This window comes from Thermincola sp. GK-1 (genome assembly GCF_059412445.1).
Window position 1 is genome coordinate 208741 of sequence record NZ_JBSQAT010000002.1, and the last position, 14149, is coordinate 222889.

Annotated in this window: 18 protein-coding genes; all 18 read left to right on the forward strand. The window is 50.3% G+C overall.

Annotation, left to right across the window (positions count from 1 at the left end):
- The first annotated feature begins 18 nt into the window (after nt 1-18).
- The 18 genes from ACSNJE_RS02680 to ACSNJE_RS02765 all read left to right on the forward strand — a co-directional run bounded on the left by ACSNJE_RS02680 (nt 19) and on the right by ACSNJE_RS02765 (nt 14148).
- Complete coding sequence (locus tag ACSNJE_RS02680) at nt 19-537, forward strand: YqeG family HAD IIIA-type phosphatase (protein WP_013120620.1); 519 nt, start codon at nt 19-21, stop codon at nt 535-537.
- Nucleotides 538-599: 62 nt separating this feature from the next.
- Complete coding sequence (locus tag ACSNJE_RS02685; protein ID WP_461568168.1) at nt 600-800, forward strand: hypothetical protein; 201 nt, start codon at nt 600-602, stop codon at nt 798-800.
- 113 nt (nt 801-913) lie between these two features.
- Complete coding sequence (gene aroE / locus ACSNJE_RS02690) at nt 914-1795, forward strand: shikimate dehydrogenase (RefSeq protein WP_495251935.1); 882 nt, start codon at nt 914-916, stop codon at nt 1793-1795.
- A 114-nt stretch (nt 1796-1909) separates the two neighbouring features.
- Nucleotides 1910-2386, forward strand: coding sequence for a MerR family transcriptional regulator (locus ACSNJE_RS02695; protein ID WP_013120617.1), 477 nt, complete (start codon nt 1910-1912; stop codon nt 2384-2386).
- A gap of 168 nt (nt 2387-2554) precedes the next feature.
- On the forward strand, nt 2555-4258 hold the full coding sequence (gspE, locus tag ACSNJE_RS02700; protein ID WP_013120616.1) for a type II secretion system ATPase GspE: 1704 nt from the start codon (nt 2555-2557) through the stop codon (nt 4256-4258).
- A 24-nt stretch (nt 4259-4282) separates the two neighbouring features.
- On the forward strand, nt 4283-5371 hold the full coding sequence (locus ACSNJE_RS02705) for a type IV pilus twitching motility protein PilT (protein WP_495251936.1): 1089 nt from the start codon (nt 4283-4285) through the stop codon (nt 5369-5371).
- A gap of 61 nt (nt 5372-5432) precedes the next feature.
- Nucleotides 5433-6647 carry a type II secretion system F family protein gene (locus ACSNJE_RS02710; RefSeq protein ID WP_495251937.1) on the forward strand — a complete coding sequence of 405 codons (1215 nt, stop codon included), beginning with the start codon at nt 5433-5435 and terminating at the stop codon, nt 6645-6647.
- A gap of 34 nt (nt 6648-6681) precedes the next feature.
- Nucleotides 6682-7029 (forward strand): competence type IV pilus major pilin ComGC, encoded by a 348-nt coding sequence (locus ACSNJE_RS02715; protein ID WP_495251938.1) that lies wholly within the window; start codon nt 6682-6684, stop codon nt 7027-7029.
- 63 nt (nt 7030-7092) lie between these two features.
- Nucleotides 7093-7845 (forward strand): prepilin peptidase, encoded by a 753-nt coding sequence (locus ACSNJE_RS02720; protein ID WP_495251939.1) that lies wholly within the window; start codon nt 7093-7095, stop codon nt 7843-7845.
- Between the two features lie 18 nt (nt 7846-7863).
- Nucleotides 7864-8304: a GspH/FimT family pseudopilin gene (locus ACSNJE_RS02725; RefSeq protein WP_052216617.1), complete on the forward strand. Its 441-nt coding sequence runs from the start codon at nt 7864-7866 to the stop codon at nt 8302-8304.
- 22 nt (nt 8305-8326) lie between these two features.
- Entirely contained in the window at nt 8327-8896 is a 570-nt protein-coding gene (locus ACSNJE_RS02730; protein WP_495251940.1) for a type IV pilus modification PilV family protein, read from the forward strand.
- Complete coding sequence (locus ACSNJE_RS02735) at nt 8793-9413, forward strand: PilW family protein (RefSeq protein WP_495251941.1); 621 nt, start codon at nt 8793-8795, stop codon at nt 9411-9413. Before ACSNJE_RS02730 ends, ACSNJE_RS02735 begins: the two co-directional genes overlap by 104 nt.
- A gap of 10 nt (nt 9414-9423) precedes the next feature.
- Nucleotides 9424-9969, forward strand: a complete 546-nt coding sequence (locus tag ACSNJE_RS02740) for a TadE/TadG family type IV pilus assembly protein (RefSeq protein ID WP_474774430.1) — start codon at nt 9424-9426, stop codon at nt 9967-9969.
- A 27-nt stretch (nt 9970-9996) separates the two neighbouring features.
- Nucleotides 9997-11178, forward strand: a complete 1182-nt coding sequence (pilM, locus tag ACSNJE_RS02745; protein WP_495251942.1) for a type IV pilus assembly protein PilM — start codon at nt 9997-9999, stop codon at nt 11176-11178.
- Complete coding sequence (locus tag ACSNJE_RS02750; RefSeq protein WP_495251943.1) at nt 11175-11732, forward strand: PilN domain-containing protein; 558 nt, start codon at nt 11175-11177, stop codon at nt 11730-11732. The genes pilM and ACSNJE_RS02750 overlap by 4 nt, the downstream gene beginning before the upstream one ends.
- Nucleotides 11729-12334: a type IV pilus inner membrane component PilO gene (locus tag ACSNJE_RS02755; RefSeq protein ID WP_052216623.1), complete on the forward strand. Its 606-nt coding sequence runs from the start codon at nt 11729-11731 to the stop codon at nt 12332-12334. The genes ACSNJE_RS02750 and ACSNJE_RS02755 overlap by 4 nt, the downstream gene beginning before the upstream one ends.
- A 145-nt stretch (nt 12335-12479) precedes the next feature.
- A complete protein-coding gene (gene aroC / locus ACSNJE_RS02760; RefSeq protein ID WP_495251944.1) occupies nt 12480-13634 on the forward strand; it encodes a chorismate synthase in 1155 nt (384 codons plus the stop codon).
- Between the two features lie 4 nt (nt 13635-13638).
- A complete protein-coding gene (locus ACSNJE_RS02765) occupies nt 13639-14148 on the forward strand; it encodes a shikimate kinase (RefSeq protein WP_083436714.1) in 510 nt (169 codons plus the stop codon).
- Nucleotide 14149 lies beyond the last annotated feature (1 nt).

A 14149-nucleotide genomic window follows, 5' to 3' on the forward strand; every position in this document is an offset into this window, starting at 1 on the left:
CCGGGAGATGGATTATAGTTGTTAAAATATCTGCAACCTAACCTGTATGTTCCTTCGGTGAACAAAATAGATTTGGACAAATTAAAATTGTACGGGATTAAAGCCTTGATTTTTGATCTGGATAATACCTTGCTGCCCTGGCGGGAACGAAAATATAGCCTGCTGCTGGAGGAGACCATCAAACGTTTTACTGATTGCGGGTTTGCGGTATGCATCGTTTCCAATGCCCGGGACAGCAGAGTTGAAAAAATGTTTGCCTCCATGGGTATTCCGGCTATCATTAAAGCTGGCAAACCACGAAAAAAGGCTTTCCGGAAGGCCTTACATATCCTGAGAACTAGGCCTGACGAAACGGCGGTAATTGGCGACCAGCTTTTCACCGATGTTTTAGGCGGCAATCGCATGGGCCTGTTCACAATTCTTGTTCTGCCTATAAGCAGGCGGGAGTTCCTGGGTACCAGACTGGCCCGCCGGGTGGAAAAACCTATTTTAAAACATTTTATCAAAAAGGGTGTCATATCCAGACCGAGGTATTAGTTTCTATGTATAATACAGCCATTTATGTCACAAACTAAAAGAAAAAAAGGAGCTGTGACATTTTGGCGACAAAAATTGTTTCCCGGTTTTTTCCGGAAATGCACAAGGTTGGCCAGGACGGCGGTCTGTTTCTCCGGCAGTTGCGGGATACGGTACAGGAAGTAAAAACTGAAGACCCTTCGCTGGCCGATTACCACCTGTATGACCTGGGATTCATTCAGCAGGAAAACGGGTTGGAAGTAAAAATGTACTTTGAAGGATAAGGTTGCAGTAAAATCATACATAGAGGCAGAAAAGACCAAGCAGGAAAAGATACTTGCCTTGTCAAATACCTGTAGTGACCCAATGGTCACTATATTTTTTTGGAGGCGCTGCTATGAGCAAAAAAATTCAAAGAATTACGGGAAAAACAGGAGTCATAGGCATATTTGGCTTTCCCGTGGAACATTCTTTTTCCCCTGTCATGCACAATGCGGCTTTTCAGGCTGGTGGGCTGGATTATGTTTATGTACCTTTCGAGGTTCCACCTGAAAGACTGGCTGAGGCTGTATCGGCTATAAGAGCTTTAAAACTCCGCGGAGTTAATGTGACCATTCCCCACAAAGAGCGAGTGGTCCAATATCTGGATAGTTTATCGGAGGAAGCCCGCCTCATCGGCGCTGTAAATACTATTGTCCGTTCGGGGGACGAACTGAAAGGATACAATACTGACGCTGCCGGATTTTTGCGGTCGCTGGAGGAAAAAAAGGTGGCAGTGCAGGGGGCCAATGTGTTGCTTCTCGGGGCAGGCGGAGCAGCTAGGGCAGTAGCTGTCCAGTTGGCATTGGCAGGAGCGAGGCGGGTTGGTATAGTAGTGAGAAATTCGGGCTGGAGAAAGGCCGAGGGAATTGCGGAGATTGTCGCGGGACACTCTTGCGCCAAGTCTACGGTTGCTTTATTTGAAAATGCGCAGGACCTGATAGCAGAAAAGGGAAACATCATCATAAACTGTACTCCTGTCGGTATGCATCCCAACGTAATGGAAATGCCTCCTTTTAAACTGGATACTATCCCGGCAGACAGCGTTGTCTGTGATTTGATATATAACCCGGCGGAGACGCTGTTTTTAAAAACGGCCAAGGCCAGAGGGCTGAAGACGGTATCAGGAAGCGGTATGCTCCTGTACCAGGGGGCGCTGGCTTATGAACTGTGGACCCGGCAACAGGCTCCGGTGGATATAATGAGAACAGCCCTGGAAGAAGCCCTGCAGCGCTGCTGAAGTTGTCGCTTCTTGTTGGGAAATGACTGAAAATTCTCGACCTTTACGGCAGGATTAATGGTGGCTGAAGATGAATAGATTCATAAACATGGGAATCAAAGGGGGAGAAGTTTGATGGAAAAGAGCTTAACCCTTAAGCAGGTAGCCACCATTCTTGGGGTAGAGCCAAGTACCGTAAGGTTTTGGGAAAAAGAATTTGCCGAGTTTGTTAAGGTGAAATCCAACAAAGGGCAGCACAAAAGGTTCACGCCCGCTAACGTGGAAATGCTCACGAAAATCAGAGACCTGCTGCAGGTTGAACAGTATACTATTAAAGGAGCCAAAAGACGCCTTGAGATGGATATGGCTTTGGACAGCGCCATGGGCATTGACGGGAACTTTAAAACAACGGTGTTTTTCATGCTGTCAGCCATTATGCAGGAACTGCAGACTTACCGGGAAACGAGCCAAAAACTTTCGCAACAACTGGAACTCCTGCAGCTTGAAAAATCGGAGATAGAGGAGAAGCTGCAGGAAGAACAAAGAAAAGGAATCCTGGATTTTATCCGGGACAAAATAGCCATGAAAAAGATGCAGGAAAAGGAAGCGTAATCGAGCAGGCTTCCTTTTTTGTTTGGCTAATTTTGGGTGTTAGGAGTCCGTGGATGGAATTGAAGACCAATTTTATTTATATTTTTTAATTTTATGGAAGGAAATAATGGAAAAAAGTAGAATAATGTATTGTCTTGTATCAATATGCAGCAGGAGGGTGATTTAACCGTGTATAATGGCGAAAAATTGCTTCTTGGCGATTTGCTTGTGAAATCAGGGTTAATCACCCGGCAGCAACTGCTTTTGGCCCTGGAAAAACAGAAACTGAGCGGGGAAAGGTTAGGCAAGATACTGATAGAAAGAAACTATATTTCCGAGACTGATTTGCTGGATGTGCTTCAGGAACAGTTGGGTATTCCTAAAGTTGACCTTTTCCATACGGCCCTGGACCCAGAAACTGTAAGGTCTGTTCCCGAACAACTGGCCAGGCGCTATCAGGCGGTGGCTGTGAAAAAAGAGGGCCGCAGACTGACGGTAGCCATGGCTGACCCTATAAATATCTTTGCTATTGACGACCTGAAACTGGCTACGGGATGTGAAATCGTTCCATGCCTGGCCCTGGAAGATGACATTATGAAGGTCATCAACCAGTACTATGGGCTGGAAAACATTGATGAAGCTTTTGAGAACGTGGAGGTTGGCGCTACCCAGGAGTACCGGGAAATTTATGATATAGATGAAGTCGATGAAGGCCTTGTTGACGACGCCCCCATTGTCCGGGTAGTCAACTCCATAATCAGCCAGGCCATCAAGGCCAGGGCCAGCGACATACATATTGAGCCGCAGGAAAAAGGGCTTAGGGTACGCTACAGAATAGACGGCGTGCTCCAGGAGGTCATGTCTCCTCCGAAACACGTCCAGGCATCCATTATTTCCAGGTTGAAAATTATGGCGCAACTGGACATAGCCGAACGGCGCATTCCCCAGGACGGCAGAATTGAAATAGCTGTAAACAACCGTCCCATTGACCTGCGGATTTCCACGCTGCCCACTATCTTTGGGGAGAAGGCGGTTATTCGTATCCTGGACAAGGGGAATTTCCTGGTTGGCATTGACCAATTAGGTTTTTTGCCCGATACCAAGGACCGGTTCCGGAAGCTGATCAGGCAGAGTTACGGGATGATCCTGGTTACCGGACCCACGGGCTGCGGAAAAACCACTACCTTGTACTCAGCCCTCAGCGAGCTCAATTCGGTAGACAAAAACATCATTACCGTGGAAGACCCGGTGGAATACCGATTGCCCGGCATAAACCAGGTGCAGATAAACCCTAAAGCGGGGCTTACTTTTGCCAACGGTTTGCGGTCAATTTTACGGCAGGACCCCAATATCATCATGGTTGGGGAAATCCGTGACCTGGAAACGGCCGATATTGCCATCAGGGCTGCCCTGACGGGGCACCTGGTGCTGAGCACCATGCATACCAATGACGCTGCCGGAGCCTTGACCAGGTTGATAGACATGGGCGTCGAACCCTTTCTGGTGGCTTCGGCGGTCATCGGTGTGGTGGCCCAGCGGTTGGTAAGAACAGTATGCCCCAATTGCCGTGAGTCTTACCAGGTCCCTGCCGCTGCGCCGGAACGCCTGGCGCTGCAAATCCCCGATGAAGAGGCGCTGGTCCTGTACCGGGGCAGGGGCTGCGGGCAATGCAATAATACGGGCTACCACGGGCGGCTGGCCATACATGAAATTATGGAGGTTACACCCAAAATCAGGGAGTTGGTCAACAAAAAGGCTTCCAGCGATATTATTAAAGATGCGGCTGTTGGGCAGGGCATGCGCACCCTGATGGAGGACGGCCGCGCCAAGGTATTGAGCGGCGGGACCACATGGCAGGAGGTACTGCGGGCAGCCTTTGTGGATGAAAAGTAGCGCAGGGCGAAATAAGCCGTTGAAATGCCAAAATTTTCAGACGAGGTGTTAGCGTTGCACATTGAAGAATTGTTAAAAATGGCTGTGGAACGGGGGGCTTCGGACCTGCACCTGACGGTGAATGCGGCGCCGGTTGTTCGGGTGCACGGTGAACTGCGCCACCTGCCGTTACCGGTTTTGACATATCAGGACTTGAAGCGGCTGGCCGGTGAAATTTTAAACGAGGAGCAAAAATTACACTTTGAGGAAAAAGGTGAACTGGATTTTTCATACAGCATTTACGGTTATGCCCGCTTCAGGGTGAATGTGTTCAAACAGCGGGGGACGCCGGCCATTGCGGCCCGGATAATCCCGCCGGTCATTCTGAATACCGACGAGCTGGGCCTGCCCGAAGTGGTCAAAACCCTTGTCCGCAAGCCCAATGGCCTGATTCTTGTGACAGGGCCCACCGGAAGCGGTAAATCCACCACTCTGGCGGCCATGATCGACCAGTTAAACAAAGAGACAACGGGGCATATCATTACCCTGGAAGACCCTATCGAATTCCTGCATACGCACCAGAACTGCATCATCAACCAGCGTGAAATAGGTTTGGATTCCAAGACCTTTGCCGCTGGCTTGAGGGCGGCCCTCCGGCAGGACCCTGACGTGATCCTGGTCGGTGAGATGCGCGACCTGGAGACCATTGCCACGGCCATAACGGCGGCGGAAACGGGGCACCTGGTGCTGGCCACCCTGCATACGGCCGGCGCTGTACAGACCATTGACCGGATCATTGACGTTTTTCCGCCGCACCAGCAGGAGCAGATCAGGGTGCAGTTGGCGCTAATCCTGCAGGGAGTGATTTCCCAGACCCTGATTCCGCGGGCTGACCACGCTGGGCGGGTGCCTGCCGTGGAAGTCCTGGTGGCCACGCCGGCAGTGCGCAACATGATCCGGGAAGGCAAGACCCACCAGTTGATGACGGCTATGCAGGCCGGGGCCAAGTACGGTATGCAGACTATGGACCAGTCCCTGAAGTCTCTCTATAAAAAAGGCTTGATTACTTACGAAGAAGCCCATTCCAGGGCCTTAGACCAGGACAGTTTCCTGACTTTCATTAATGCTGTTTAGTTCTTGTTCTTAAATTCAACCGATTTTTAAAAGAATTCAAACCGGGGCGGTGAACAGGCACGTGGGTAATATTTTTACATATCGGGTTATGGACAGGGGTGGACAGGTTCTCAGGGGAACCATCGAAGCAGACAATATCAATGCTGCGGCCGCACGCCTGAAGGAAAGGGGTTACCTGATCAAGGAACTGAAGGCCAGGAGCGAGGTCAGCGCCCTGTTAACTAAAAAAATCCATCTGACCAGGGTGACGATGAAGGACCTGGCCCTTTTCTGCCGGCAGTTCTCTACCATGCTAAATGCCGGTATCCCGGTCATGCACGGCCTGGGCATCCTGACCAGGCAGATGGCCAATCCCCTGCTCAGGGAGGCCACCGAAGAGGTGGTGCGTGACCTGGAACGCGGCCGGACTTTATCCGACGCCATGGCTATGCACCCCAAAGTATTTCCTGCCCTGATGGTAAACATGGTCGAGGCGGGTGAACTGGGCGGCATCCTGGACCAGGTTTTTGAGCGGTTGGCTGCTTACTACCAGCGGGAATACGAACTGCGGTCCAAGGTGATCTCGGCTCTTATTTATCCGGCGGTGGTCTGCCTGGTGGCCATGCTGGTGGTGAGTATACTGATTGTCTTTGTGCTGCCCAAGTTTGCGGGCCTTTTTGCCGATTACGGCGCGATTCTGCCGCTGCCCACCAGAATGCTCTTGGCGCTCAGCAGTTCTGTTCAGAACTACCTGCTGCTGTGGCTGGCGGCCATAGCCGGGCTGATCCTCTTATTTATCCGTTTTCTCCGGACAGACATGGGCAGGCAGATGTGGGACAGGTTTATCATTTCCGTGCCCCTGTTCGGCCCCCTTACCCGTAAGGTGCTGACGTCGCGGTTCGCGCGTACCCTCAGTTCCCTGCTGGCCAGCGGCGTGCCGGTTCTGCAGGCCATGGATATGGTGAAGAAACTGATGGACAACCATTACCTGAAGCAGGGGATAGCCAGTGCCCAGGTAGCCCTGCGGGAAGGCAAGAGTATGTGGGAACCGCTGCAGCATGCCCGGGTTTTCGACCCCATGGTGCCCCAGATGATTGCCGTCGGCGAGGAAACGGGTGCCGTGGACCGGATGCTGGAGAAGATAGCCAACGTCTACGACGGCGAAGTGGAGCAGACGGTCAACCGCCTCACGTCACTGATCGAGCCACTGATAATTGTTGTGCTGGCCGTTGTGGTGGGCTTTATAATTGCATCTGTAATGCTACCCATGTTTAATTTGATAGGAAACATTCAATAAAATTTTCAGTTTTCCTGAAAGGAGGTGAATTCCGGTGGGGGGAATCAGAAAAGTGATAAAGAATGACCGCGGTTTTACGCTGATTGAATTGATGGTAGTTATTGTCATCATTGGAATTATAGCTGCATTGGTTGTGCCTAAAATTACAAGCGTGCTTGGCGATGCTAAGGAAAAGACAGATAAGGCAAATATACAAACCTTGCAGACAGCGGCTGAACGCGTTTATGCTCAGGATGGCAGTTATCCAACCGATATTAATGATCTTAAAAACAAAGGGTATGTCAATTCAATTCCAGATGACCCTCAAGGGGGTAAAGGTTACAGAATCGAAGATGGGACTGTAAAATGTGAACATTTCCCGGATGGTGTGTCAAGCTTTTAGTATCTCCGGGTGGCAATATGTTTTGCCACCCGCCCCTTAAAATTTTACCTGGCTGGTGTATCAATGGCAATGTATGTATTTTTATTTGCTTTGCTTGGATTTATCATAGGCTCTTTTCTCAACGTCTGCATTTACAGGATTCCGCAGCGTATGTCTCTAATCAATCCGCCATCCCACTGTCCTGACTGCGGGTACCGGTTAAAGCCCGGGCATCTGATCCCGGTCATCAGCTTCCTGAAACAGAAGGGCAGGTGCGCCTACTGCGAAACCAAAATATCATGGCAGTACCCGCTGGTGGAACTGCTGACAGGCCTGTTATACGGGCTTACGGTGTACCGTTTCGGTCTTACGGCAGAGGCCGTTGTTTATCTTGTGTTGATAAGTTTACTCATCGTTATCAGTTTTATCGACCTGAGGCTGAAAATTATCCCCAACCGGCTTATTATTATTGGCCTGGTTGTGGGTTTGGCTATAAATATAATACGCCCCTTGACCACTTTTTCAGGGGGGCTGGTTGGTTTTTTTTCCGCCGGTTGCCTTTTCCTGGCCATTGCTGTACTCAGTAAAGGGGGGATGGGCGGCGGCGATATAAAGTTGGCGGCCATGCTGGGGTTATGGCTGGGGTGGCAGCAGGCCTTTCTCGGTTTTTTTCTGGCCTTTGTCATTGGCGCCGTTGTGGGCATTGGCCTGATGGCTACAGGCAAAAAAACACGGAAGGACGCCATTCCTTTTGGTCCCTTTATCTCCCTTGGCGCCCTGCTCAGTATTTTTTGGAGCCGGCAGATAATCGGGTGGTATATGGCGCATTTTCTGTAACCTTAAGAGGGGATGAGCGTGAAAAGGTGGAATTCCGGTGGGTTTACCTTAATAGAGTTGATGGTGGTTATTGCAGTTATAGGTGTGATAACGATGCTGGCAGTGCCCAATTTACGTGGGGAATCGGACCGGTACCGGCTGGAGGTAAATGCGAAGAAGATTGCCTCCGTGCTCAGGTACGCTCAGACAAGGGCCGTCAGTGAGGGCAGGGTTTGGCGGGTGGATTTTGATACGGCTACTATGCCGGCGAAAATCCGGGCTTACCCCAAAAGTACAGGGGCAACTGCTCCTGAGGCGATGGTCGCCGGCCTGGAAGGTGTCGAGGTGACGACTGCGCCGGTCGTAGATTTTCAGGCGTCGGGTATTCCGGCTGCTCAGGCTGAAATAGTAATCAGGACCAAAGGTGCTGCATCGGTAAAAATCAGTGTAAACAGTATCGGCCGGGTCAGGATTGAATAAAAGGCGGGAAGAGGGAATTGCCATGAAAAGAATTGCCGGTGGAAAAGGTTATACCCTGGTGGAAGTGATGACGGCGGTGGCGCTTATCGGCATTGCCGTTATTCCGCTGGTTTCCCTTATCAGCGGGCAGGTACAGGTGAACAAAGAGGCGGGAAAAAGGTTTATTGCCGTCCAGGCGGCGAAGGCGAAAATGGAAGAGATTTATGATGCCATAAAGGATAACCCGCAAAATCCAGATATTAATATTGAGTTTAAGGATGACGAGCCTATTGCTGATGGGGTTTATCGCACCACCAGAAAGGTAATTGTAGACTCCTTCGATTTGACCAAATTCGGTAAAGGACACCGACACAGTGACAAACATAAGCGAACGGATTTTCTCTATAAATACGAAGTGAAAGTAGAAACAGGCAATCCGGAAGAAACTGTGCTGCTGTTTACCTATTATACTCCGCTGCCCGGTTATGGCCATGACTGGGAGCACGATGATGACGATGATGGCCCCGGAAACAACGGGAACGGAAATGGGTATGGGTACGGTAATGGAAATGGAAATGGGAACGGGAATGGAAATGGAAATGGTAACAACTAACAGAATGGAAACGGTAATCGATGCCGGACCAAAATCAAAGAATTATAAAGTGTCTGGCTTCACCCTTATAGAATTGACAGTGGCCTGTGCTATTATTTTCCTGGTGACGGCTGCCGTTTATGGACTGTTATATTCCGGGGTGGCTTCCTATAACTTCTCCGGGGACCAGGCAGAAATACAACAGAATGCCAGGGCTGCCATTTACAGGATGGCTGTGGACATTAAAAATGCGCAGAAGATACTTACCACTTCGGGAAAATCCACACCGTCAAGGTTGTGTCTGAAAATCGATGACTCCAGGGAAGTCTGGTTTCTGTTGGACGACAACCGGTTGATGCGCCAATGGCGAACAGAAACGGGGAGCCTGATAAAAGAAGAAATTGTTGCGGACTGTGTTAAAGACTTGCAGTTTGCCAATATCCAAAATGATTTTGTGACAATTACGGTCAGTACCGGCAAAGGAACTGCCGGCTATACGGTAACTACCGCCGTTTCTGTAGCCGGGTGGGAAGATTAGGGGTGGTACAGTGTTCATAAAAAAATTAAAAACTGATGAGCGCGGAGCGGCTTTGATATTGGCTGTATTTGTAATAGTTATTCTCTGTATTCTTGCCCTGGGTATTGCTGATATGTCACTTTTTGAGATAAGAGCCAACAAAGCAGAAAACAGGCAGTTTGTTGATGAGGAAAAGGCCAGAGCTGTTTACTACCTGGTGCTCTGGGACATCAAAACGGGGGAAATTAGTCCGGAAGATTTTGAAACAAAAGACGTTGATGAAAGATACTACGACCTGGGGCAGGACCTTGGCCGGGTGAAAGTAAGTATAGATTATGTGGACAGAGATGAAGACCATCACAGGCACCATAATAACAGTCACGACAATGGTCATCACTTTGGGCATTACAATCATGACCATGACCATGATGACGGTAAAGGAAACCCCCATGATTATTACTATCTGGAAATATATCCTGACCCTGTCGATACTTCAGTGGTATGGGCTGCCGAAGTACGCACCAAGAAAAACTGGGATAAACTGGAAATACTTGATGATTTACACCGGAATATTTGACCAAATATACAGAAAGGAGGCCACCGGATGTTTTTCACCCCCAAACACGTCGGCGTGGACATCGGCTCCAGCGCCGTGCGCATTGTAGAAGCCAGGAAACGCGGCGCCATTGCCGAATTGCAGGATTATATCATTGCTCCCCTGCCGGTGGGAGCCGTGGCCAACGGTAATGTGCTAAATGTGGATGCCGTTGCCCTGGCCATTCAGGAAGCAATGCGCAAGAGCAAAATATCCGGCCGGAATGTTGTACTTTCCGTGGACAGCCAGAACGTGGTTATCCGCCACGTGAAGTTTCCAAAAATGAAGGAGGAGGAACTGGCGGAAGCCCTGAAGTGGGAACTGGACCAGTACATACCCATGCCGGCTGCTGACGCCGTTGCCGATTTTGAAATAGTCGGCGAGGAAGAGGAAGACGGCGTAATCCAAATGGACGTAATGCTGGTGGTGGCAGCCAAAAAGGTTCTCCAGGGTTACGTGGAGGCCGTCCAAAAGGCGGGGTTCAAACCTTTGGCGGTAGATATTGAACCCCTGTCCCTGGTGCGGGTGCTGAATCTGAAGGGCGTTAATACCGGCGGGGACGATTTGGCCAAGCATTTGAGCCACGGAGCGGTGACGTTGCTGGATATGGGGGCCGGTTCCACCAAACTGACCTTTTTCCGGCAGGGAAAAATAATGTTGAACCGGATTATTAATGTCGGCGGGTATGACCTGACCAAGGCCGTGGCCGCCCGTTTGCGCGTTACACTGGAGCAGGCGGAACGGGTGAAAAGAGAATATGGCTTAAGGGGTCTGGATAAGTCAATGAACAGTTACAGTGAGGCTGCGGCTGCCCTGGAGAAAGATATAGGAGAACAGGAAAGACAGGATGGGCAGGAAGGACTACCGCTCTCCGCTTATGAGCAGGAAGTAGCTGAAGAGTTAAAGCCCAAAATTGATGAAATTATCGCTGAACTGAAGCGCTCCATAGATTTCTACAAGCTCCAGTACCGCCACGAGTTTATCAACCGCATAATTCTGGTGGGCGGCGCATCTCTTTTGAAAGGCTTACCTCAGTATCTGGAGGCGCAGACAGGGATAAAGACGGTTCTTTTTAACCCCGTTGACGTGGTCTATTATAAAACCAGGAGCCGTCGGGACAATATTGACCGTATTGCTCCGACCCTGACGAACGCAATAGGGTTGGCCATAAGAGAGGTGAAGGGCCGATGAAAGGTTCCATTAACCTGTTGCCTTTGGAATACCGGAAAAAGCCTGTAGCCAAACGCGAACAGGTTATCCTCATAGTTCTGATTTTGGCGGTCCTGTTTTATATGGTTTATTACGGCGTTGGCGTGGCCGGTGTAGAAATGACGCAATACAGGCAGGAACTGAGTATGGCTGTTGCCGAGCTGGAGAAGATGCAGGACGGGCTCCGGAAATACGAGCAGAAACTGGCCCAAAACCAGGTTCTTTCTACCAACAAGAGGCTGGCCGAGTCGTTACAGAAGGAAATTAAACCGGCTACTCCTGTAATCATGGAAATTAATAAGATTATTCCCGCCGGGGTTGTGCTGAATGCCATGGAAACCGGTGATAACGGCACCCTAAGTTTAAAGGGTACGGCGCCCGGCCTGGCCCAAGTTTCCGATTTTATCGATCGCCTGAACCAGAGTGCCCATTATAAAAATGCGCGTGCGGTAAATATTCAGGAAGCTGATACGGGTAAAGCTTTATGGAACTTTGAAATCACCTGCGCCTGGCAAAAAGGTGGTGACGGGCAATGAAACTTAAAGGCTTGAATATGAGCGAACGGGAAAAGACCACCCTGCTAATTGGCCTGTTTGCCGTGCTGATAGTTGCTTTTTACTTCTATATGTACCAGCCCACGGAAAGCCAGATAGCCGGGCTTAAGTCGGAATTGGCAGCCGTACAGGCCAAACTGAAAGCAGTGAAGGAGATAACCGGTAATCCGGGCGCCTTCGAAGCCCACATGGAGGCTAACAGGGCTGCAATTCAGACCATTGAAACCAAGCTGCCTTCAGGTGAAAACGCCACGGGGTTTATTCGGTCTGTTGAAGAAAAAGCCAAAGCCGCCAATATAAAGGTAATTGCCTTAAAACCGGGCGAAACTGTTGATAAAGGCCAGTACCTGGTTTACAAATATACGGTGGACATCAGGGGACAGTATCGTGATATTACCCGGTACTGCGAATCCCTGGAAAAACTGCCCCGGTTGGTGAACATAACCGGCTGGAAGATGACCAAAGGCCAGGACAAGGCGCTCACAGCTACTCTGCTTTTGGAGATATACAGCGCCAAGGGCCGGCCGCCTATACCTGAGGAGAAAATCCGGATACCTGACCAGGATAGGAATCCTTTTGTTTAGTCTGGATAATATTTTTTGCCGGAAAGAACTTTTGGGCATATTTTGTCCTGTCGTTGACAAATGGGAACTTGAACCTTCATAATATAGTAAATAACACCTGTAAAATGCCGGGGTTATTTACTATATTTTTTTCGAGGTGAGATATTTGTTGAGGTTTTTAAATGCCGGGGAATCCCACGGGCCTGCCCTGACGGCTATTGTCGAGGGTATGCCTGCCGGGGTGCCTGTTACCGAGGAATACATAAATACTCAGTTAGCGCGCCGTCAGATGGGATACGGCCGGGGCGGACGCATGAAGATTGAAAGGGACCAGGTGGAATTTACTGCCGGGGTGCGGGGTGGTTTCACCCTCGGAACCCCTATTTGTTTGGTGATCAGGAACCGTGACTATGCCAATTGGGAAAAAATCATGACTCCTTCTCCATCGGCTGATTTGGACGAAATGGTGGTTACGAGGCCGCGCCCGGGTCATGCCGATCTGGCCGGCGCCATCAAGTATAACCACGCCGACATTCGCAATGTGCTGGAAAGGGCCAGCGCCAGGGAAACCGCCACACGGGTAGCCGTTGGAGCTTTAGGTCGGCGGCTTCTGGAAATGTTTGGCATCCAGATTTTCGGTCACGTAGTGCAGATTGGCTCGGTGCGGGCTGTTATCCCCCCATCCTATGAGGAAGTCCGGCGGTTGGCTGCGGCGTCGGAATTGTTTTGTGCCGACCCTGAGGCTGAGCAGGCTATGAAAACGGAAATTGATGCGTCTAAAGAAGCAGGCGATTCCCTGGGCGGCATATTTGAGGTTGTGGTAACCAACCTGCCGGTCGGTTTAGGGAGTTTCGTCCAGTGGGACCGTAAGCTGGACGGGCGCCTGGCCCAGGCGGTCATGAGCATCCAGGCTGTCAAAGGCGTAGAAATCGGCATGGGTTTCCGGGCGGCCACTTTACCTGGTTCACAAGTTCATGATGAAATATTTTTCGACTCTGGCGGCTTCTACCGTTGTACCAACCGGGCCGGCGGGCTGGAAGGCGGTATTACCAACGGGGAACCATTGGTGATCAGGGCAGCTATGAAACCGATCCCGACTTTGTATAAGCCTTTAAAAAGCGTTGATTTGGCGACCAAAGAACCCTTTGCAGCATCGGTAGAACGGTCGGACACCTGTGCTGTGCCGGCGGCTGCCGTTGTGGCCGAAGCGGCTGTCGCCTTTGAACTGGCCAGGGCCATGATAGAGAAATTTGGCGGGGACAGCCTGGCGGAAATGCAGCGGAATTATGAAGCCTACGTGGCCTATGTAAGGCAGGTGTAAATCATTGAATATTGTTTTAATTGGTTTTATGGGGACGGGAAAATCAACCATCGGACGGAAACTGGCGGCCAAACTGGGTATGGAGTTTTATGACACGGACCAGGATATAGAAGAAGTAACGGGCATGACGATTCCCCAGCTTTTTAAAAAACACGGTGAAATACGGTTCCGTTCCGAAGAAGCGGCTGCGGTGAAAAGGGCAATGCGGAAAGACGGCCGGGTAATTGCCACCGGGGGCGGCGTGGTGCTGAACCCTGATAATGTGGCGGTGCTGAAGCAAAACAGCTTCATGGTATGCCTTACCGCCGACAAAGACACTATATACGAACGGGTGCGCCGTAAAAAGAACCGGCCGTTGCTACACGGCGATATGCAGAAAAATATTGAGCGGTTGTTAAAGGAACGGGAACCTTATTACCAGGTTGCTGACATTTATATAGATACCTCGGCATGTTCCGTGGAAGAAGTTGAGCAGCAGATAATAGAGGCATTTAAAGCCGGACAGGAAAGGTAGG

What these genes read in the sequence shown, in the direction of transcription:
- aroE (WP_495251935.1), top strand. Translation starts at nt 914, where the DNA reads ATGAGCAAAAAAATTCAAAGAATTACGGGAAAAACAGGAGTCATAGGC.
- ACSNJE_RS02695 (WP_013120617.1), top strand. Translation starts at nt 1,910, where the DNA reads ATGGAAAAGAGCTTAACCCTTAAGCAGGTAGCCACCATTCTTGGGGTA.
- ACSNJE_RS02705 (WP_495251936.1), top strand. Translation starts at nt 4,283, where the DNA reads ATGCCAAAATTTTCAGACGAGGTGTTAGCGTTGCACATTGAAGAATTG.
- ACSNJE_RS02720 (WP_495251939.1), top strand. Translation starts at nt 7,093, where the DNA reads ATGGCAATGTATGTATTTTTATTTGCTTTGCTTGGATTTATCATAGGC.
- ACSNJE_RS02730 (WP_495251940.1), top strand. Translation starts at nt 8,327, where the DNA reads ATGAAAAGAATTGCCGGTGGAAAAGGTTATACCCTGGTGGAAGTGATG.
- ACSNJE_RS02735 (WP_495251941.1), top strand. Translation starts at nt 8,793, where the DNA reads ATGACGATGATGGCCCCGGAAACAACGGGAACGGAAATGGGTATGGGT.
- pilM (WP_495251942.1), top strand. Translation starts at nt 9,997, where the DNA reads ATGTTTTTCACCCCCAAACACGTCGGCGTGGACATCGGCTCCAGCGCC.
- ACSNJE_RS02750 (WP_495251943.1), top strand. Translation starts at nt 11,175, where the DNA reads ATGAAAGGTTCCATTAACCTGTTGCCTTTGGAATACCGGAAAAAGCCT.
- ACSNJE_RS02755 (WP_052216623.1), top strand. Translation starts at nt 11,729, where the DNA reads ATGAAACTTAAAGGCTTGAATATGAGCGAACGGGAAAAGACCACCCTG.